Source organism: Bacteroidales bacterium (assembly GCA_031276035.1).
GTDB lineage: Bacteria > Bacteroidota > Bacteroidia > Bacteroidales > BM520 > RGIG7150.
The window spans coordinates 36,208-57,772 of the sequence record JAISNV010000044.1; the positions used below are offsets into that span (position 1 = coordinate 36,208).

A 21,565-nucleotide genomic window follows, 5' to 3' on the forward strand; every position below is an offset into this window, starting at 1 on the left:
AATTTATTATTGTTTTACAATTTTTTCGGTTAATATACCGTCATTGTAAATGATTTGTATTAAATATGTACCTTTTACTAGATAATCAATATTAATATTGTGTGAATTTGCTTTGATATTAGTTTGATAAACAAGTACACCGGTTAAGGAGTAAATTTTTATTTGATTCATATTTTTACATTCTATAGTAAGATTGCCTGTTGTAGGATTAGGATAAATTGTGGCGTTATTACTGTAGTTATTTATACCTGTATATTCTAAGCAAGCTTCAACAGAAGGTTCCGATTCTCCCACTGAATTAACAGCGGTAATATAATAACAAATATGTCCGGTATATATATCATTATCTGTATATGAAGTGCCGACTATACCTGATGCAATAATGTCTCCGTCAACATAGATATTGTAACTATTTGCACAAGCCATATGATCCCACGTAAGTATGGCGGAATTATTAAGAGCTTCAACAGCGAGTCCGGTCGGAGCAGAACAAACATCATCGGTAATTTCTATAGAAATACATTCGGGCAGAGATTCGCAACTCGGTGAATTATAAACAGCAATTATACAATAAGTATGAATTCCTTGAGAAACATTTTCATGTATAAATGTATTTTCAGTAGGAGTATCAATAGTTATCCCGTCGCATTTAACTATAAAATGTGATGCATCTTCAATAGAATTCCAAGTTAATATAACATTGTTGTCTTCGGTATTGGCTGCTAAATTAGAGACAGGTTCGCAGGTACTTACTTCAAAACTGCAATTACATGTAAATTGGGTTGCAACGCCTGCGGAAGGTGTTCCGGAACTTTGATAAATCATATTTCCGCCTTCATAATAGATTTTGAAAGAACACTCATAGGTATATTGACCGGTAATAAATGTTACGGTTACATCAGTACCTGCCATAATTTCTAAAGTAAATGAGGCAGATGGGCCGCTGCTGATTGTTAGCTCTTGTGTTGGAGTTCCGTCACTGAATGATACGGATAATTTATTTCCGTTCCAACCGTCACCATAACTATCTGCAAGGTCAAATATAACATTACACGAATTTGAAATAGAAAAATCACCTGTGGCTATTATGTTGCCGGAAGCTTCAAGAGATGCTTCGAATTCAATAACTTCAGTATAAGGTGTTTCTTCATCTATCTCTACATAATAAATGGCTACTACTTCTCCGTCAGGAGCTATAGTTCCAATATGATATTCCGCATCTAAAATGTTTATATAAGAGCTCGTTGAGCTTAAAGTGCTTACAGCATTCAAAGCGTTAAAACCGCCTTTATTTTTATAATATACTGCAAGTTGAACTGTATTTCCGGGTTCAAAGCCTCCCGGCCACTCATAATTAACATATTCAAGAACCGGTTTATATGCATTAACATATATTTTACTTTCCCAGGTATTACTACCGTTTACAGCAGTAATATTTATTGCGAAATTCTGACCGTTAGTTATATCTTCAGAAGCGGAAATAGAAAAACCGTTTTCTACGTTTGCAACTTCTCCCGAATTAATTGGCGGATATGTTGCAGTTCCGGAAACAATAGTTAACATTGGATCATCGCTTGTAATGGTAACTTGAGTATTAGTTGTAGTGTTTTCAACACCTACATTTTTTATTGCAATACTTAATGGTGATGTTTCACCGAAACTTAAAATACCGTTTTCACCTAATGTATAGCTATCTTTAATAAGATAAGCTCCTTCAGCCGGAACACACTCTATATTTTCATAGATTGTTGCAGTGTTGAAAGCCGTAACAACAAGAAGAATTTCTCCGGGGACAAATTCATTTTCAATACTAACTTCACCGTTTTCATTAGTTATTGCTGAAATGTAAACCCCGTCTTGTGAAATACAAACAATAGCATTTTCAACTGGGTTGCCGTTAGCTGTAATTACTGTATTGAATGGAAGTCCAACCATCATTGTAGACATTGAAGACAGAATTTGTACAGGTTGTTTTGTTCTCAATTGTAAAGTAGCATCGCCGAAAGAACACCAAGTATGTGCTGTTTCAACATCACTTGAAGTTGAGGATTCGGTCAACATCAAATTATAAGTATTAACAACGATAGAGCCCCAGGTCGTACGTTGTTCGGTTGTGTTTAATCCGTTTTGTCCCGAATATAAAGAATAATCAAAACCACCTATGAGAATATCATAAAAATAATCTTGTCCGCGCATCGGTGGTTGCCAAGGTTGGGATATTGATGATAATAAAGCTGCAACGGCACCGCCATTTTCTTTTTTTAACCATGCTTCAGCAAAACAATCACCTCCGGAGCGATTGAATTCACCCGTATTGCAGGCACAAGCCGTAATAAACGGAAGTTTGTTGCCGTTTGAGAGTTGATTAATATTATTGTTAGTATAGTTAGTAGTAACGAAACTCGTTTGGGAGCCGTGACCAGCATAAGCAATTGTTGAAGCACCGGCGTTGATATGATTTGTAAGATTAGTTGCATTGGCGCCCGGATCATAGTTTTGTTTGTGAGCACTGTATGAAAAAGGCTCAAGTCTTTGAGTGTAAATCCTTTGAATATGTGTGTAATCTATTTCACCATCATCGCCAGGACCTTCATTTGATGCAATTCCGATAAATGATTCGTGCCAATCGGGATCCATATTAGGATTTTTTTCATATTCAATAGATTTGTTGATTTGAACATTAAGTTGATCGGCATTAGAACATGAAAAACGTGCGATAGCAATATCCGGAAAATTATCGGTTCCTACAACACAACCTAACTTCGGATCGGCCGGAAGACCGCCGACTAATATTGATTGTATGTCAGCCCAATCGCCGATGATTTGTACATATAATATGTTGTTATTATTGTCATATTGATTTTTAATAAAACTTTGAATGTTTGATCCGGAATAACCTGTTGAAACAATTTCTTTATGTACAATAAACCCTTTTTCTCTTTTCCATTGAATGTATGAATCGATAGTCTCTGCATCACGTTCTGTTGTAACAACTAATATTTCACCATGTTGAGCCATCGGTAAATCAAATCTGGTAGCATCGGGATTTAAGAAAAGGCTCTGATACATTCCTATGGCTTCTCTTACCGGCGTCAGATTTTCTGTTAATAACGGATTTGTTGCAGGTTCGTCATTTTCTGTTAACAATACATCAACTCTATTGTAAACACGTAAAGTGTTTGTTGCGGCATTGTATTGAAATGGAAATACTCTTACAGATGTTCCTCTGACATCACGAATGATGAAAGGTTCTTCAGCTATAGCTAAATTATTCGGATAAAAAGCATCAACTATTGAAGCGGGATCAATTTCATAAGGAATTGCGGAGGGGTCTTGATTTCTGTAAATTACTCCTCTGGAAGGAACTAAAGGGTAATCAAGTTTATAATCAGTATAATCTAAGTAAATAATACTTAAATCTACATTCTTACGAGCAGGTAATTGGATAGAACCGCTGATAAACGGTAGTTCTGCCCAACCTTTTTCTTCGGTAACAGTTGAAGCGTTAAAAATAATCTTTTGAAATTCAACACCATCAAATACCACATTCTTCAAATTCCAATCTGTAATCTCAAATGAAATCTGATATTCATTACTGTTTGGTTGTGAAAAATTTGTTTCATAACCTTTTGCATAAGACGATATGCAAGCAACAATTAAAATAAGGGAAAATAAAATTCGTTTCATAAATCTTAAAATATATTTACAGTTTAATAATTTTATAAAATAATCTGCAAATATATGAAAGTTTTTAAATAAAACATAATGAAGATTAATAAAACTTAATGAAAACTAAAAAATTTTAATGAACTTAACTGCCTCTTCTCCAATCTCTTTGTTTATTTGCTCAATAATAATTGTCTTTGAATATTGTAATTCATTTTTTATTGCCGCCGAATTAATGTATAAGTATAAACATTCATTCTGAAATTTTACCTTTGTTGTATGTCTATATAAATATTCGCCTGAAATATCCTTCCATGCACTGTGAATACGAGCCTGAAGATATTTGTCCTCAAGTCTTAACTCCTTCAACATGTTTTTAATTACATTTCCGATCTCTTCAGTATTATTCATATATAACTATTTCCTTTCAATTTTAAATACTTTAATTTCCGAATTTACATTACGCATAATCTCATTAAATCTTTCAATGTGCGTATCTGTAATAAAAACCTGGCCGAAATTATCATCGGAAACCAAACTAATCAGATTCTCAACACGTATAGCATCAAGTTTGTCGAAAATATCATCTAAAAGCAAAATGGGATTGTTTTGAACAAATTGCTTGATGTATTCAAATTGCGCTAATTTCATAGCAATTGTGTACGATTTTTGTTGTCCCTGCGAAGCATAATTCTTTACCGAATAATCATTAATAAAAAACGAAATATCATCCTTGTGAATACCTACCGTTGTGTATTTTACCATTAAATCTTTTTGACGGTTTTCTCTTAAATGTTCTATGAAATTATTTTCGTTAAGTTGCGAAATATATTCTAAATGAACTTTTTCATTATGATTTGATATTAACTCAAAATATTTTTGAAAGACAGGAGTTAATTTTGAGAAGAAATCTTTTCTGTAATGATGAATTACTTCTCCGTAAGATACGAGCTGTTCGTCAAGCAATTCGATTAAAGTGAAATCACTCGAAGATGTTTCCGACAATTGTTTTAATAAATTATTTCTTTGAAGCAAAATTTTATTGTAGGAAACTAAAGAGTCGAGATATTCGACACTGAATTGCGATATCACCATGTCTGCAAATTTTCGCCTGATATCACTTCCTAAGTTTATCAAATCTTGGTCATAAGGAGAGATCATTATTAAAGGATATTTTCCGATATGATCCGAAAACCTTTTGTAAGTTTTATCGTTTATTGATAATTGTTTCTTGCCCCCGTCTTTTAATACGCAACTGATTTTATCTGCCGAATTATTTCCTGAAAAGTATCCGTGTATTGCAAAATATTCCTCTCCATGTCTAATATTCCTGAAATCTAATGAGTGGAAAAAACTTTTTGAAAAGGAAAGGTAATGTATCGCATCAAGAATGTTTGTTTTACCCGCACCATTCATACCGGCAAAACAATTAATCTTAGGAGAAAATTCTCCTTCGAAATTTTCTATATTTTTGAAATTCAGTATTTTTATCTTGTCTATTATCATCTTTTACATCTTTCTATTATATCATAAAATTCTTGATGAATATTTGTTCTGATGTTCAGACTCGATAATTTTGTATTGCTTACGTCCGGATTGATTCTGTTTGAGAGAAATACATAAATGAGGTCATTATCAGGATCCGCCCAAATATAAACTCCTGTGAATCCGGTATGGCCGAAACTGTGATTGCTCGCCGACTTACATGTTGGTCCGGAAGCTTTATACATCAACATCGGTTTGTCAAATCCGCAGGCTTTCCGGTTTTCATTTTCCGGGAATTGTGTAACAATAAAATCTTCTATAACATGTTTATGAATGTAATCAATATTACCGTATCTTCCGTCAAATAATAACATTTGCATTATTTTTCCCAATTCCTCCGCTGTTGAAAATAATCCTGCATTGCCGGCAACACCGCCGAGCATAGCGGCAGTTTGGTCATGAACGTAACCTTTTATTAATTGTCTTCTGAAAGTCTTATCATCTTCCGTCGGTGCAATTCTTTCTTTCGCTATTTTATTTAAAGGTAAAAAAGTAGTGCTCATTAAACCCATCGGCATATAAAAATTCTCATCAACATATTCGTTCAAATCTTGTAAAACGGTATTTTCAATGGCTTTAGCCGTCAGAACAAATCCTAAATCGCTGTAAACACATTTGTTTGAATCCAATAACTTAGAGTTAGCTATCGAATCTAAAATAAATAAATCATAATCCTTTTTCAAATAAACCTTTTCGGCGACTTTGATAGGGTAGTCTTCGCTGAATTTGTCCCTCAAAAGTTCTTTCCGAAGTTCTTCATTCGTCTCAATATTTTTATAGAAAGGTATGTAAGATTTTAATCTCGCCTGATGAGCCAAAGCTTCTCTAATAATAATATCTTCTTTATCTGTTCCCCGCAAAAAAGGTAGGAAGTCGGAAATCCTGTAGTCGACATCAAAAATACAATTTTCTTGTAATTTCATGACGGATATAGTTGTAGCCGCAATTTTTGTAATAGATGCCACATCGTAAACCGTTTTATTATCTACTTTTGTCGAAGTTTTGTCGTAAGATTGCCGCCCGAAAGATTTATTGTAGATGACGTTTCCTTTATGCACGGCAAATACTTGACAACCCGGGTAAGCTCCTCTGTTTATTCCGTGAAGTGCAATAGAATCAACCTTACGGAAACTGCCGTATTTATATGTAATTTCATAATCCGGCGGATAAGCTAAAACTTTGGAAACCGGAATATAAACGCTTGAAAGTACTTTGTATTTCTCATTTATGCTTACCGGTAGTTGCCCGTTTATTGCTATAGCGCCGAATAAAGCCTGTGGAAGAAGATTAAAAACTTCGTCTGCAGGTTCGTAAGCAAAAACCACGGATTTGTAATTATCTATGTTTGATATTTTTGTTCCGATGTATGGATTCCCTGCAATGCACAGAATGCTTTGATGTTGGTTGGCAAGTGTATCAATGAAATTATAAACGCCATCGGAAATATTGAAGTAACTTTTTAATGATGAAGACCAGGTAGCAACAAGCGCTATTACTCTATCGTAATTCGAAATGTTTTTAAGTAACTCATTACACTTAGTTTCGGAAGCTTTCGGGTCAAGATTAAAGAAATCCGCATTATGATAATTAAGGAAAATGTCTTTAAAATCGCCGGTATTTACGGATGAAATTATAATGCAGGCGGTTTTAATTCTGCTGTCGAGTTTTAAAGGAAGTACTTTGTCTTCATTTTTAATAGCAGTTATTGCTTCGGCATAAAGGTTTCTTCTGAGGATTTTGTCTTCGGCACAGTTAAGGTCCGTGATTATATTAGTTTCGTTGATTCTTTTTCTTTCGGATAATCCGGCAAAATACTTTGCATACAATATTCTACGGCATGAAGAATTAATGCTTTCTTCATTAATGTCGCCATTTTCAATGGCTTCCAAGGTTTTTTCAATTGCCAAGTCGATATCAATCGGCAGTAATTGTATGTCGTTTCCGGCAATTGCGGATTGAACTTCAATATCACCCGGATTCTTATACTGAAGTATAGCACCCATCTCCAATCCGTCGGTAATTGTCAGACCTTTGAAATCGAGTTGATCTCTTAAAAGATCGGTAACAATAGAACAAGACATTGAAGAGGGAACATTTTCTTCGTGCTCTAATGCCGGAACATAAACATGTGCGTTCATAATACCGATAATGCCGTTATCAATAAGTCTTTTGAAAGGATAAAGTTCGATGCTGTCTAATCTCTGAACGGAATGATTAATAAGCGGTAGCGAATGATGGGAATCGGTATCCGTATCGCCGTGTCCCGGAAAATGTTTTGCAACTGCAATAACACCGTTTTCTTGAAGGCCGAGCATATAAGCTAAACTTTTTCTCGCAACATTTTCCCTGTCTTCGCCGAAAGATCTGTAATTAATAACAGGATTTGCAGCATTATTATTAATATCTGCAACCGGAGAAAAACTCATATTAATTCCTATTCTTTTCAACTGTTTTGCAATTGTACGCCCCATATCGTACACAATACAATCATCCTTAATGGCGCCTAAAGTCATTTGTTTTGGGAAACCCATAACATTATTTTTCAATCGCATTTCCAAACCCCATTCCGCATCCATACTTATAAGTAAGGGTGTTTTAGCAAGCATTTGCCATTTGTTTGTAAGTTGAGCTTGAGTAACCGGATCTCCCTTAAAAAAACAAATTCCGCCAATATTATATTCTTTAATTTGCCTTTCTATTTCCTTATAATAAGCTTCGTTACCTTCCGAAGAACTACGAATCATCATGGTTTGTCCTACCTTTTCTTTCAAAGTCAAAGAAGAAAGTACCGAATCAACCCAGTGATCTGCGTCATAATCATTATAAAAAAAGTGAGTCTGTGAATAAGAAATCAAACTCAACAATAATAATATTACTGAAAAACAATAGCGTAATAATTTCACTTCGAAAAGAATTAATTTTACAAAAATACGAAACAATTAAGAATTTATAATTGAGATTTTACAATTATTTTGAAAGAAAGAAAAAGATGTGAAAAGCAAAAGGTATTGTAATTTTTTATTTATTGAATATTATGTTTTACACAATGTGTTTTGTGTTGAACTCGGAATACTGAACATAAAAAAAATGCCATCCAAACGGAAGGCATTTTTTGTTTTATTAGGTTCTGATTTTTAGAATCTATAGCGAACGCCGAGAGCTACACCATACCAGTTACCCCAATGATTATTGCCAAATCCTAAAACGTTAATCATAGGTCTGTAATCAAGTGATAATTGCAATGGGAATTTAAAGTTATATTCAAGACCGATTTGTCCTTGAATACCTACCGCAAACTCCGCATTGCTGAGATCGTAGAGTCCAATATATGCACCGGGTCCAACGAACCAGTCAAATCCTTGAATTCCTGCAATGTTCCAAATCCATTGATAAGTAGCTCCAACATTAATACCGTAAATACTTCCAAGGCCTAAACCGGCGTCAATTTCAACTCTATTTGAGCCTACAGGCAATTGGAAAGAAGCTTCTACATTCCCACCCAGTCTAAGACCGAGGTTCATGCTGTTAGTTTGTGCGTTAACAGTGCAAATTGTTGCTACTGCCAGGCATAATGCTAAAAATAATTTTTTCATAATTAAAATTTTTAGTTAATAATTAGTTCGTTTAGTTTTAGGATTAATTTATGTTGTGTTTATTAATCTTCATCTGCTGATTGTTCTGCATATTCTTTCAATAGTTTGTCTTGAACATCTGTAGGAACTGCACGGTATTCGTTGAATTTCAATGAATATGTAGCTCTGCCGGATGTCAGTGAACTTAAAGCTGTAGAATATCTGTTCATTTCAGCCAAAGGCACTTGAGCACGTATTTTCTGGAAACGACCTTCAGAATCCATACCCATAACAATACCTCTACGGTTTTGTAAATCTGTCATTACTCCGCCCATCATATCTTCAGGAACAAGAACTTCCACGTCATAAATGGGCTCCATAATTTTAGGACCGGCTTGTTTGAAAGCTTCTCTGAAAGCATTACGTCCTGCCAATTTAAACGCCATTTCGTTCGAATCAACAGGGTGCATTTTACCGTCATAAATATAAACAACAATATCACGTGCATAGGACCCTGTTAACGGGCCTTGTTCCATACGTTCCATAATACCTTTAAAAATAGCCGGCATGAATCGTGCATCAATAGAACCGCCTACTACACAGTTATGAAACATAAGTTTTCCGCCCCAGTCCATAATATATTCTTCCGTACCTCTTACAGGAAAATCCGTAGGGTGAGTGTAACCTTCAACATAAGGTTGAATCATCATGTGAACTTCACCGAACTGGCCTGCACCGCCGGATTGTTTTTTGTGACGGTAAGAAGCTCTTGCTGTTTTTGTAATTGTTTCGCGATAAGGTATTTTTGACGGGAATAATTCTATTTCAATTTTATATTGATTATTCAAATACCATTTCATTGTATTGATATGTGGTTCACCGAGTCCGCTGACAACCATCTGGCGTAATTCGCGACTGAAGCCTGCTTTTAACGATGGATCAACTTTTTGTAATTCGTTTAATGCAACGCCTAATTTTTCATCATCGGAGCTATTGGCAGCTTTAATAGATGTAAAATATGTAGGTTCCGGTATTTCAAACGGAGGAATTGTTCCGATATTTGATTTAGCAGTGCTTAATGTTTGATTATTTCTAACATCTCTTAACTTAATTGTAGCGGCTATATCACCGGCAACAACTTTGTTTATTTTAGTACGATTTTTACCTGCACAAACCATAACCTGCGAAATTCTTTCCTTAGAGTCGTTATTCATATTTACCAAATCCTGACCTTCAGAAATTTCACCGCCGTAAACTCTGAAATAAGAAACTTCACCAACGTGAGATTCTATAGATGTTTTGAAAATGAAAGCACAAACAGGCTCGCTGATTTTTGAATGAAGTTCAACATTTGATGTTGTAATAACAGGATTAGCTTGATCAGGAGAAATTATATTATTGATAGCAAAATCTAAAAGATAATCAACTCCCATATTATTTTTTGCCGAAACACAAAGTAAAGGAAACAGATCTCTGTTTTTGATGCTTAATTTTAATCCGCGAGCAATATCTTCTGCAGATAAAGTTCCTTCTTCGAAGAATTTCTCCATTAATTCCTCGTCGCCTTCCGCAGCTGCTTCAGTGAGAAAAGATCTTAACTCTTCAACTCTGTCGACAAATTCGCCGGGAACATCCTCAATACTGGCTAATCCGCCGTCTTTTCCATATTTTAATATTTTATTTGAAAGAACATCAACAATAGCATTAAAACCTTCACCAGTGCTAACCGGGAACTGAAAAGGAACAACTTTATTTCCGAAAACTTCTTTTAATTCGCGTAAAATTTCATCGAATTTTGCTTTTTCATGGTCGAGTTGATTAAGTACAAAAACAACAGGAGTTTGATATTTTGTAAGTACTCTCCATTGCATTTCCGTACCGACTTCGATACCCTCTTGAGCGTTAATAACCATGAAGGCTGTATCTGTAACTTTTGTTGAGGCGTAAATTTCTCCGATATAATCAACAAAACCCGGATTATCAATAAAATTGATTTTGTGATCTTTGAACTCTGCATAACAAACAGTAGAGCTAACTGAGTTTAGTTTTGCAAGTTCTATATCACGATAATCGGATACTGTGTTTTTATCTTCAACAGATCCTCTGCGGCTGATCACGCTACCGAGGAAAAGCATACTTTCAGATAAAGTAGTTTTACCTGATTTTGCGCCGCCAACAATATTGATGTTGCGAATTTTATTAGTTTCGTAAACTTTCATTATTTTTTACTTTATTATTAATTAATTATTTACCGTTAGAAAAACATAAAACGGGCTGCAAAGGTATATAATTCTCCCGATAAAATCAATATTATGAGGCAAATAATTTTCTTTTATTCTGATTTATTGGACTTTCCTTCGTCGGAATCATTTTCATTCATTCCTTCTTTAAAATTTTTAACTCCTTTACCGAGGCCTCTCATTAATTCGGGAATTTTTTTACCGCCGAAAATTAAAAGAACAACCAAAACTATAAGAGCAATCTCCCAACCTCCTAAAAATCCAAGTACCATAGATATACAATTCATACTGAAATATTTTTTGCAAAAATAAGAATAATTGACAATTGATAATTAATAATTGATATTTATTTAAGATAAATGGAAATTATTCAAGGATAGTGCGGATGTAATAATATAAATTATAACGTAGAAATGAGAGAATCTTCACCATCTAAACAAGAAAACAGAGGAAACAATCGAACATAATAAAATATATTTAAATGATATTTTAAAAAATACGCAATTAAAATTATTTCTTAATAAAAAATGTTTTTTACCTTTGCAATAAGTTATTTTAATTGGTGGATAGTGAACTTTATATAGCTGATTTATTTATTAAAAGTAGAATAGTATTTAATAAATATGATTATGAGGAAAAAGATTAAAAACAATATTTTATTTAATGTGTTGATATTTTTACTTGGAATAATACTCACAATAGTAGGGTATTATGCAAATATAAAATATAATGAAAAGTCAGGTATCGATGCACTTACGGGTGCTTCAAGAGCATATTTTCAAAATGAATAAGTTATGATGCATATTTACTCAATGAAAGAAGAGACTAAGTACAAGGATATAATAAATCTTCCCGAACCGGATTATTTGTTGATTCCGCTCTTCGAGAAATTCGGAAGTAAACCTGAAGCAATCGTTAGTGTAGGCGACTATGTTAAAAGATACCAACCTATAGCAAAATCAAAACAAGGATTTTCCGCTCCAATGCATTCCCCGGTATCGGGTGTTGTGGAAAAGATTGATGTTTTTCCTCAGTTAGACGGCGGTGAAGCAAGATGTATATTAATTAAGAATGACGGTTTGAATGCCGAAACAAATGACTTACCGCTAATTGCAGATGATAATTCGGCTGATGAAATTTTACAAACTATAGAAAATGCAGGTATTGTAGGCTTGGGAGGAGCACAATTCCCAACAGCTTTAAAATATAAAAGAAGTGGTAAAAAAGTAGATACTTTTATTGTTAATGCCGCAGAATGCGAACCCTATTTATCAGGTGATTATTCTTTAATGCGAAAATATTGTGAAGAAATACTTGAAGCAATAATTATTATAAATAAAATACTTGAAGCTGAAAAAATTGTTTTGGCTTTTGAAAAGGCTAATAGTGATATAGCGGAAATTTTTAAACCTTATTTGAACGAGGATAGATATAGTAAGATACGTTTATATATTCTGTCGAATGAGTATCCGCAGGGTGGTGAATTGCAACTGGCAAAAACTATAACAGGAATTGAAATGCCCAAAGGAAGTGTTCCGATAAATTATGGAATTATTGTAAGTAACGTAGGTACTGTTCATGCGGTTTATAATGCAGTTGTAAAAAGTAGGCCTCTTGTTGAAAGGGTTATTACTGTTTCGGGAGAACACACATCAAGTCCGGGAAATTATATTGTAAAAATAGGAACACCGATAAAACATATTTTGGAGAATTGTGGCGTAAATATTGAAAATTCATTATTGGTTGCCGGTGGTCCAATGATGAGCCCTCAAATTCTTAATATTTCGGCTCCCGTTCACAAAGGCACCTTGGGAGTTATTGCTTTAGAGAGAAAGTCTGTTGATAGGAAGCCCTGTATTTGGTGCGGGTATTGCGCAGATGTTTGTCCGATGAGATTAATGCCTATGCAATTTTATAAACTTAACTATAATAAACAATACAAACAGCTTGCAAATTATGATATTGACGATTGTATTGAGTGTAGTGCCTGCGAATATATTTGTCCGAGTAAAGTACCTTTAATTGAAAATATAAAGACAGGAAAAATAAACTTAAGCAAAATAAAAAATGGAACTAAGTAAAAAATTATATAATCCGTTTATAAGAAGTAACGATAGTGCCGGTAAAGTTATGACTGATGTAATAATTGCTTTATTGCCTTGTGTTTTAGTGTCATGGTTTGCTTTTGGTTATACTCCTATAATATTAATTTTAGTTTCAATAGGAAGTGCACTTATTACGGAATTCTTTTTTAATAGGATATTCCGTAAGAATAATACATCATTAGATGACGGTTCGGCTGTTGTAACCGGCTTGTTACTCGCTTTCACAATAGGTCCGTTTACCCCTTTATATATTGTAGCGATAGGAGCGGCATGTGCCGTATTATTCGGTAAATTATTATGGGGAGGATTAGGACAGAATCGTTTTAATCCGGCATTAACCGGTCGCGAATTTATGGTCGTACTTTTTCCGGCAGTTATGAACTCTCATACTATCTGGAAAAAATCCGAAATGATAAACTTCGAATCAATTAATTTATTTAATGATACATTTTGGAATTATCTTTTATATAGACCGATAGGAGCAATAGGTGAGTATTCACCTCTCCTGTTAATTCTCGGAGGCGTTTTCTTAATATGCAGAAGAAGAATATCTTGGCATATACCAGTTGCAATGTTGACAATATTTACTGTTATGTTGTTTGTTTTCAGAGGACAACACATTCTTATTAATATCGGAGGAATATTACTGGGAGCAATATTTATGGCAACAGATATGCCGAGCAGCCCGTCTACTCCTTCGGGGAAAATTTATTTCGGAGCAATGATAGGTATAGTTGCTGCTGTATGTTTATTATTCGGAGCTAATAAAGGATATTTTTCTTATTCCATACTAATTGTAAATGCTTTTGTTACACAAATAAATTGGGTATTTCGTCCGAAAACTTGGGGTAAAAGTAGAGAAAAAAAGATGGGAGTTATTCAGGGTGTTTTATTAACTTTAACGATAGGAGCAACTACAGCTGTTGTACTTTGGTTACATCATAGTAACGGATTAATATTCTTAGTAATAATATATGCACTGTATTCCATATTGCGTTTTGCCTTTTCCGAAGATCAAAAACCATGGAGCAAATTGATTAAAAAGAGAGTATAAACAATTTAATTTATTTTATATATGAAAAAACTGATTATCCTGCTATTAGTTATTAATAATATAGCTATTATAGCGCAAACAACTCACAAATTACCTTCTCTTCCGTATTCTAATGATGCTTTAGAGCCTGTTATGAGCAAAGAAACTATTGAATATCATCACGGAAAGCATGTAAAAACTTATGTTGATAATTTGAACAAACTTATTCCGGGAACAAAATTTGAACATTCTTCATTAGAAGAAATAACAAAAAATGCCGATGGTGCAATTTTTAACAATGGTGCGCAAATATTAAATCATTCTATCTTTTTTGATTCTTTCGCACCGGAAAATGAAGCAAAACATAAGCCTACAGGAAAGTTAAGTAAAGCTATTGAGCGCGACTTCGGGTCGTTTGATAATTTTAAAAAAGAATTTGCAACTTCTGCAACAGGGGTTTTTGGCTCCGGTTGGACTTGGTTGACAATGGATGAAGATGGAAAACTGAAAATTATTTCTTTACCCAATGCCGGAAATCCCTTAAGAGACGGTTATAAACCTCTTCTGGGTTTTGATGTTTGGGAACATTCTTATTATATTGATTATCGCAATAAAAGAGCGGAATATATTGAAAACTTATGGAAAATAGTTGATTGGAAAGTTATTGAAAAACGTTTTGAAAAATAAGTAATTAAATTTGATATTATGAATTCTTTAAAAGGAAAAGTTGCGATAATAACTGGTGCCGGTTCCGGAATGGGTGAAGCAATTGCTAGATTATTTGCCTCAAAAGGTGTTAAAGTAGTAATTGCCGATATGAATGAAAATACTTTGAATAGAGTATGCCCCGAAGTTAAAAGTTTAGGACACGATGTTTGGGGAGTCGTTGCTGATGTTTCAAAATCCGAAGATCTGAAAAAACTCGTCGACGAAACAATTTCTAAGTTCGGAACAGTTGATATACTTATTAATAATGCCGGTATTCTGGATAATTTTATGACAGTTGGAGATTTAGATGTAAATCTTTGGGAAAAAGTAATGGCTGTTAATGTAAAAGGCCCGACGATATTATCGCAATTAGTTATTAATCATTGGCTTGAAAATAAAAAACCCGGAGTTATCATAAATACAGCTTCTGTAGGCGGAATGTTCGGAGCAAGAGGCGGCGTTAGTTATGTATCCAGCAAGCACGCCATAATCGGACTTACTAAAAATATCGCATCTGTTTATCGTGCCGATAATATTCGTGCGGTGGCGGTAGCGCCCGGCGATATCAAAACTAATATTGGCAATACACTGAAAAATCCTAATATGAAAGGACTTGAAGCTTTGACTCAATATGTTGCTACAGGTCCGACAGGAGAAGCTGTAGATGTTGCTAATGTAATTGCTTTTTTGGCAAGCGACGAAGCTAAATTTGTGAATGGAACTGTTATCACTATTGATGGTGGTTGGACGGGTGCCTGATTAAGGAATAATTACATGGAGTAATATATTCTGCGAAATAATATTTTGATTTAATTTAAATAACGCGATAATATTCATGTTATTAAATCAGTTTATTATCTGTTTCGTTTAGGAGCAACATTAATCTGTACCATGTCTAAAAGTAAAGTTAACAACCAAGCTAAAAGGAAATAGATTATTGATATTACAATTAGAGGAAAGAAAGCATCAAAGGTACGGCTGCGTATGATGTCACTTGCTTTTGTTAAGTCTTGAACAGCTATATAACCAACTATGGAAGTCATTTTTACAAGCCCGATAAATTCTCCTTTGTAAATCGGTATTACTCTTTGAATCGCTTGCGGCATTACAATATTTAAAAAAGTTTTTATCTTGCTGAATCCCATAGCTATTCCTGCTTCTGTCTGACCTCTTTTAATACTTTGAATTGATGTTCTGAACATTTCGGAAGCGTAAGCGGCAAAATTCATTGAGAATGTTATAACTGCAACTGTTACTCCGCCGATACTCCATTTAGCGAGAACAACATAAAACATCAGCATTAATAATACAACCTGCGGAATTCCGCGGAGAATGTTGATATAAATTATTGCTATTGTTTTTATTATTTTATTTCGGCTCATTCTCATCCAGCAAATAAGCGCACCGAGCAATGTGCCGAAGATTGCTGCAAGTATAGAGATAATAAAAGTTACTTTAAATCCGTCCCATAAAAGTAAATATCTTTTTTCTTTTATTATATTATTGTAGAAACTATCTTTGATTTTTGCAAATCCTGTTTTATTTGATACTTCTTCATTAGAAGTGTAGCCTGAAATATTTCTTTTTAATGTAACCGCAATTGATGCTGAGGTGTAATAACTGTCAGAAAATAAAATTTGTTTTTTTCTTTCTTCTGTGATTGTTACCGGTGAACCGATAATATCAACTTTTTCCGATACGATGGAAGCAATTAAGGACGGAAATTGCATTGTGTGAAGTTCCGGTTTCATTCCTTGCGATGCGGCAAAACCGTAAATCAACTCCATGTCGATTCCAACATATTTACCTTTACTCAGATAGGCAAAAGGAATACTAACTCCTGTAATTCCGATTCTTAAGATTCCATTCTTTCCTGTAAATTCATGTTCGTATAGTTGTGTATTGTCATCGGCGTTTTCCCATTTTTCTTTGATTAGCTTTAATTTCCCCGATTCCTTAAGTTTATTTAAATAAACATTGAAATTATCTCTAAGTTTGATATCTCCGAAACCGAAACCGAGATGTTGGTCGAATAATCCCCATTCGAGTACTGCTAATTCCGGATCTTCTCTAAGATAAGGTTTCAGGATGTTTTGATCCCCAACAACAGCATCAGCCTGACGGGCTTTTATTGCCAAAATTAAATCTGGATTACTTTCGAAGTGAAGAACATTGGCTTCTTTGTAATTTTCACTTACAAATTTATCATGAGTAGTGCCTAATACAACACCAATCCGCCCTGAACCTATGTCCCTCAAATTGGTATATTGTTGTTCGGTATCTTTTGAGGAACATGATAAAAAAAGAATGGTAATAAAGATTGTGAAGAATGGAAAATATTTTTTCATTGAAGTTTTGGTTATAGACATAGCAACAATGTTCTCAGGATAATATGCTTAGTAATTATTGTTTACTAAGCAGACAATAATATAAATATATAATTCTGATGTTATCCGTCTTCTGCCTATTACAATAATCTAAATAAAATCAAACAACTGAGTAAACCCGGTAATATCAAACACCTTTTTGATATCTTCTTTCATGTTTTTGATACGCATTTTTCCACCTTTAGCCTGAGCTGTTTTCTGTAAAGTAAGAAATTGTCTTAATCCTGAGCTACTGATGTATTGAAATTCACTGCAATCTAAGATTACATCTTTCATATCGCTTTCTTTTACAGGAGTAATGTCTTTTTCGAATTGACCGGAATTTACAGTGTCTAATCTTCCGATAATCTTAACAATTGTTGTTGTACCGTTGTTTTCAATTTTTACTTCCATATAATTTTTATTTGTTAATATTATTATTTATTTTAATTCTGCGTGCAAAGATAGAAAATCGATTTGACAAATTGATAATGAATTTGATTGTTCAAATTACTGATAATTGATTTATAAGCACATTCGCATATTTGTCAATCATCATTTCAACTTCTTTTTCATTACAAAAACATTATTATTATCCATGCGCGAATAGGTAACTTCAGTCATAATTTGTTTTACTAAAAATATACCGAGCCCACCTACCGGACGATCCTCTACAGAAAGATTCAGATCAGGATCATCTTTTAAAGTAGGATCAAAAGCAATTCCGGAATCCGTGAGAGTAAAAATCAAATCACTGCCTCTTTTTATTACTTCGAGGTGTATAATTTGATGGTCTTCTTTAGGATAAGCGTACATTATGATGTTTGAAACGGCTTCTTCAAGCGCCAAATCCAAACTCATTGTTAGTGACGGCTCAAGATTAAGATCTTTTCCAACTTCATCAATAAAATCATGTAAAACAGATATTTGATTAATATCGTTAGACATATTTAATGATTTTTCGTATTCCATAGCTCCTTTGTATTGAATTGCTAATAAAGTTAAATCATCGGATTGTTCGGCATCTTTTACATGCTTTGCCAAATCATCAGTTATATTTTTGATTAGTTGTTCAGTATTATTATATTCTGTTTTTTCCACAAATTCAAGTAAATGCTCTTCTCCGTATAATTCTTTTTCTTTATTTTCCGCCTCAGTAAGTCCATCGGTATAAAGCAACAAAGTAGAACCTACCGGAAGATTTGTAGATTGCTCTTTAAATTCGTAATTTTCTATTAATCCGATGGGAAGATTAGGAATTACATTAATATATTCAACGTTTTCTGTTAATAGAATCGGCGGATTATGTCCAGCATTGCAGAAAACCAAATTACCTGTTGATAAATCCAGAATACCCATGAATAATGTAACAAACATATTGGATTCATTATTCTCCGCAAGTGAGTTATTGAGGCTTCCCATAATTTGTGAGGGTGTTTTTAAATAGGTTCCTACCGACCTAAAATGACTTCTTGTTACAGCCATCAAGAGCGATGCAGGGATTCCTTTACCGGAAACATCTCCAATTACGAAGAACATCATGTCGTTAAAAATAAAATAATCGTAAAGATCGCCACCTACTTCTTTTGCCGGAATTAGAAGAGCAAATAAATCAATTTCTTTTCTGTTTGGAAAAGGCGGGAAGGTTTTGGGTAGCATTCCCATTTGAATTTCGCGTGCGATACGAAGTTCGCTTTCGAACTTTTCCTTCTCGGTAGTTGTTTCTTTTAGAGTTTCAATGTATGTGTTAAGATTATTTTGAAGGTAAACGAAAGCATCGTAAAGTTCTTTCATTTCATCTTCCGAAGTTATTTTCGGCAACTTGACATTGAAATCGCCTTTTGCTATTTGCCTTGCCGAACCTGCAAACATTCGCAACGGAGCCAATTGTTTTGCAATAATATTGATGACAATAAAACTCAACAGGGTTAATCCTATTATTAACAGAATTATAAGAAAAGTTGTTGTGGTTTTTAGAGGAAGATACATTTCCGAAATCGGAAACATAACCGCCAACATCCAATCTGTAGAAGGAAGCCGGGTGTAATATACCGCACGCTTTGCACCTTCCAGAATATTGATTGTAGAACCCGTTTCATTACTTTGCATTAACCTTCCGAGTTCTCTGAGTTCCGGAGAATTAACTTGAACAGCATAAGTAAAAATAGTTTGGTTCATGATAAGACTTTTATTAGGATGAGTAATAAAAGTTCCGTTTTTCGACATAATAGTAGCGTAACCTGTTTCCAGAATCTTCACCGAAGAAACAAACTCGGTAAACCAGTCTAAACTGATATCCATAGTAAGCACGCCCACAATTCGTCGTCCCGTATCGGTATTAAAATAAATCGGTAGAGAATATGTCGTTATCAATGCGTTTCCGCCGCCTTCATCGTAATAAGGCTCACTCCAGTAAGGTTTTTCGATACTAACCGGAATTTGAAACCAATCCATTACAAAATAATCATAAGAATCGTTTCCTAACTGAATTGTTTTTATTTCATTATCTTCTATGTACGAATACGGAGCGAAGAAATGTCCTTTCTCTTTGTAAAAATTTTCTTCAAAAGCAATGGCGGAACCAATAATATTAGGATTGTTAGCAACTATTTTCTCCGTGAGTAAATAATAAGAATCCGGATCATCTGCAATTTCCTCAATAATCCAAATATAGTTGTTCGCTATATCGGTTAATGGGAACAATATCTTTTCAAGTTCGTAAGCAGTAGTTTTTGTTAAATTCTCAGCATTTTGAAAAGTCATTGTTTCTAATTTCTTCTTACTGACGGAGTAAAATACAGACAAAACAACAATAAACAATAATATGCAGAAAGTAAGTACGTAAAAAACAATACGTAAAGGCAAAGATTTTCTAATATTCAGGTTCATAAATTATTTTATCGATTTGGCGGATTTGTAAAAATCTTCGTATTTAAAGTCGGAATTCAAATTACCGGCGTCTTTTAAAATATCGTAAGCGTGTTGAAAGCTTTCTCTGGATAATTCTCCGTAGCTCACTTTATCTTCAGGAACAATCAATTCGAGCATTTTTTCAAGCATCCATTTTTGATGAGCGTAATTACCGGGCACGTGCTCTTCTTTCATTATCTTTAAAACAATTTCCAAAGCTTCTTCAGGATTTTCTTTTGCATATAACCAACCCCTAAAACTCGCCTGATAAAATTTTTCTATCTCATTTTTTTTGTTTTTTAAAGTGCTTGATTTAGAATACAACCCGTCTTCAGGGACATTATATCCGTAATCATTAAGAAAAAACCGGATTAATTCGTCTTCATTGATACCCGAATTGATAATCTGATCATATTCATTATAATACGTAACCGTAAGTATATCTATGCCGCCCATCAAAAATAAATTGACGGAAGAATTAAATAAAATCCAATTAACATTAAGATTATTATTTTTTACGAAAATTCGCGGTAATTCATCAAAACCGCTTTTCCAGATACCGACTTTCTTATTATTGAAATCATTGATATTTAGAATGCCTCCGGATTTTTTTGTAACGAATAATAATGATGATTTCTGGGATAATTGCCCGACGTTGACTAAATCAATACCGTTAGAATAAGCAGTTAATCCGGATATAAGAAATAATGAGACTATATCTACATTATCTTTTTTCAATTGTTCCAAAACATTTTGCGAAGATACGGGATGTGTAATTTGAACATCAAGATTTAACTCCTCATAAAATCCCTTTTCCCGCGCTACATAATAACCTGCAAATTGCGCTTGCGGATACCATTGCGGCATAAAAACTATTTGCGAGTTTAAGTTTAAGGCAAGAAGTATTAATATTACAATTGAAAAAATTCTATACATGTTATATTTTAAAAAAATGTAAAGTTTTGCAAAGATAATAAAATTGATTTGCAATTGGTTTTTGATTCCTTTGATGTTTAAGTTTTTGTGTATAATAAATCTTAACCGTTACTTAGAACGTTGCGAGAAATTCCATGAATAGAAACGTAGGCTTTTATACTATTGTTTTTTGTTAAGAGAGAAATTTACTTGTATTACTAATAAATTATTGGTTGCAATTTGTATATGTAAATCTGAACAGATACATCTCCATTGAAGATAGGTTTAAAAAACTTTGATATTGTTGTAAAGGCGGAGAATGGAACAACTATTAGAACATATTCAATTGCTGCTGCACGGGGAGATGTAACCATTTATGAAATAGAAGCGTGAGTTTTGGAAAGGGAGGAATTATTTCACCGGAAGATATATTGTTTGTCATAGAAGGTGAAAGACAGAATTTTTTTTATTCTTAATGACGGATATATTGTTGATCAAGTATTAA

General features: G+C 33.8%; 16 protein-coding genes. 5 read left to right on the forward strand and 11 right to left on the reverse strand.

Annotated features, from left to right (window positions below; all coding sequences use genetic code 11):
- Positions 1 to 6: 6 nt before the first annotated feature.
- From LBP67_10680 to LBP67_10710, 7 genes are all read right to left on the reverse strand, one after another.
- The gene (locus LBP67_10680) at positions 7 to 3,687 is read right to left on the reverse strand and encodes a C25 family cysteine peptidase (GenBank protein ID MDR2085445.1); all 3,681 of its coding nucleotides are present in this window, start codon (positions 3,685 to 3,687) and stop codon (positions 7 to 9) included.
- A gap of 105 nt (positions 3,688 to 3,792) precedes the next feature.
- Complete coding sequence (locus LBP67_10685) at positions 3,793 to 4,077, reverse strand: DUF721 domain-containing protein (GenBank protein MDR2085446.1); 285 nt, start codon at positions 4,075 to 4,077, stop codon at positions 3,793 to 3,795.
- A gap of 6 nt (positions 4,078 to 4,083) precedes the next feature.
- A complete protein-coding gene (locus tag LBP67_10690) occupies positions 4,084 to 5,172 on the reverse strand; it encodes a DNA replication/repair protein RecF (protein ID MDR2085447.1) in 1,089 nt (362 codons plus the stop codon).
- Positions 5,169 to 8,114 carry a serine hydrolase gene (locus LBP67_10695; GenBank protein ID MDR2085448.1) on the reverse strand — a complete coding sequence of 982 codons (2,946 nt, stop codon included), beginning with the start codon at positions 8,112 to 8,114 and terminating at the stop codon, positions 5,169 to 5,171. The genes LBP67_10690 and LBP67_10695 overlap by 4 nt, the downstream gene beginning before the upstream one ends.
- 231 nt (positions 8,115 to 8,345) lie before the next feature.
- The gene (locus LBP67_10700; protein MDR2085449.1) at positions 8,346 to 8,804 is read right to left on the reverse strand and encodes a hypothetical protein; all 459 of its coding nucleotides are present in this window, start codon (positions 8,802 to 8,804) and stop codon (positions 8,346 to 8,348) included.
- A gap of 62 nt (positions 8,805 to 8,866) precedes the next feature.
- Complete coding sequence (locus LBP67_10705) at positions 8,867 to 11,002, reverse strand: elongation factor G (protein MDR2085450.1); 2,136 nt, start codon at positions 11,000 to 11,002, stop codon at positions 8,867 to 8,869.
- Between the two features lie 113 nt (positions 11,003 to 11,115).
- Positions 11,116 to 11,310 carry a twin-arginine translocase TatA/TatE family subunit gene (locus LBP67_10710; GenBank protein MDR2085451.1) on the reverse strand — a complete coding sequence of 65 codons (195 nt, stop codon included), beginning with the start codon at positions 11,308 to 11,310 and terminating at the stop codon, positions 11,116 to 11,118.
- Positions 11,311 to 11,652: 342 nt separating this feature from the next.
- Here LBP67_10710 and LBP67_10715 point away from each other — a divergent pair, with 342 nt between their 5' ends.
- From LBP67_10715 to LBP67_10735, 5 genes are read left to right on the forward strand one after another with little or no spacing between them, the layout of a single operon-like run.
- On the forward strand, positions 11,653 to 11,814 hold the full coding sequence (locus tag LBP67_10715) for a hypothetical protein (protein ID MDR2085452.1): 162 nt from the start codon (positions 11,653 to 11,655) through the stop codon (positions 11,812 to 11,814).
- A 3-nt stretch (positions 11,815 to 11,817) separates the two neighbouring features.
- On the forward strand, positions 11,818 to 13,104 hold the full coding sequence (gene rsxC, locus LBP67_10720; protein ID MDR2085453.1) for an electron transport complex subunit RsxC: 1,287 nt from the start codon (positions 11,818 to 11,820) through the stop codon (positions 13,102 to 13,104).
- Entirely contained in the window at positions 13,091 to 14,182 is a 1,092-nt protein-coding gene (locus LBP67_10725) for an RnfABCDGE type electron transport complex subunit D (protein MDR2085454.1), read from the forward strand. The genes rsxC and LBP67_10725 overlap by 14 nt, the downstream gene beginning before the upstream one ends.
- 21 nt (positions 14,183 to 14,203) lie before the next feature.
- Entirely contained in the window at positions 14,204 to 14,848 is a 645-nt protein-coding gene (locus tag LBP67_10730) for a superoxide dismutase (protein MDR2085455.1), read from the forward strand.
- A gap of 18 nt (positions 14,849 to 14,866) precedes the next feature.
- A complete protein-coding gene (locus tag LBP67_10735) occupies positions 14,867 to 15,628 on the forward strand; it encodes a glucose 1-dehydrogenase (GenBank protein MDR2085456.1) in 762 nt (253 codons plus the stop codon).
- A gap of 95 nt (positions 15,629 to 15,723) precedes the next feature.
- Here the strand turns inward: LBP67_10735 and LBP67_10740 are convergent, their stop codons facing one another.
- The 4 genes from LBP67_10740 to LBP67_10755 all read right to left on the reverse strand — a co-directional run bounded on the left by LBP67_10740 (position 15,724) and on the right by LBP67_10755 (position 21,081).
- Positions 15,724 to 17,238 carry an ABC transporter permease subunit gene (locus tag LBP67_10740; GenBank protein ID MDR2085457.1) on the reverse strand — a complete coding sequence of 505 codons (1,515 nt, stop codon included), beginning with the start codon at positions 17,236 to 17,238 and terminating at the stop codon, positions 15,724 to 15,726.
- A gap of 108 nt (positions 17,239 to 17,346) precedes the next feature.
- Positions 17,347 to 17,649, reverse strand: a complete 303-nt coding sequence (locus tag LBP67_10745; protein MDR2085458.1) for an STAS domain-containing protein — start codon at positions 17,647 to 17,649, stop codon at positions 17,347 to 17,349.
- Between the two features lie 141 nt (positions 17,650 to 17,790).
- Positions 17,791 to 20,124 carry a SpoIIE family protein phosphatase gene (locus LBP67_10750; protein MDR2085459.1) on the reverse strand — a complete coding sequence of 778 codons (2,334 nt, stop codon included), beginning with the start codon at positions 20,122 to 20,124 and terminating at the stop codon, positions 17,791 to 17,793.
- 3 nt (positions 20,125 to 20,127) lie between these two features.
- The gene (locus LBP67_10755) at positions 20,128 to 21,081 is read right to left on the reverse strand and encodes an ABC transporter substrate-binding protein (GenBank protein ID MDR2085460.1); all 954 of its coding nucleotides are present in this window, start codon (positions 21,079 to 21,081) and stop codon (positions 20,128 to 20,130) included.
- Positions 21,082 to 21,565 lie beyond the last annotated feature (484 nt).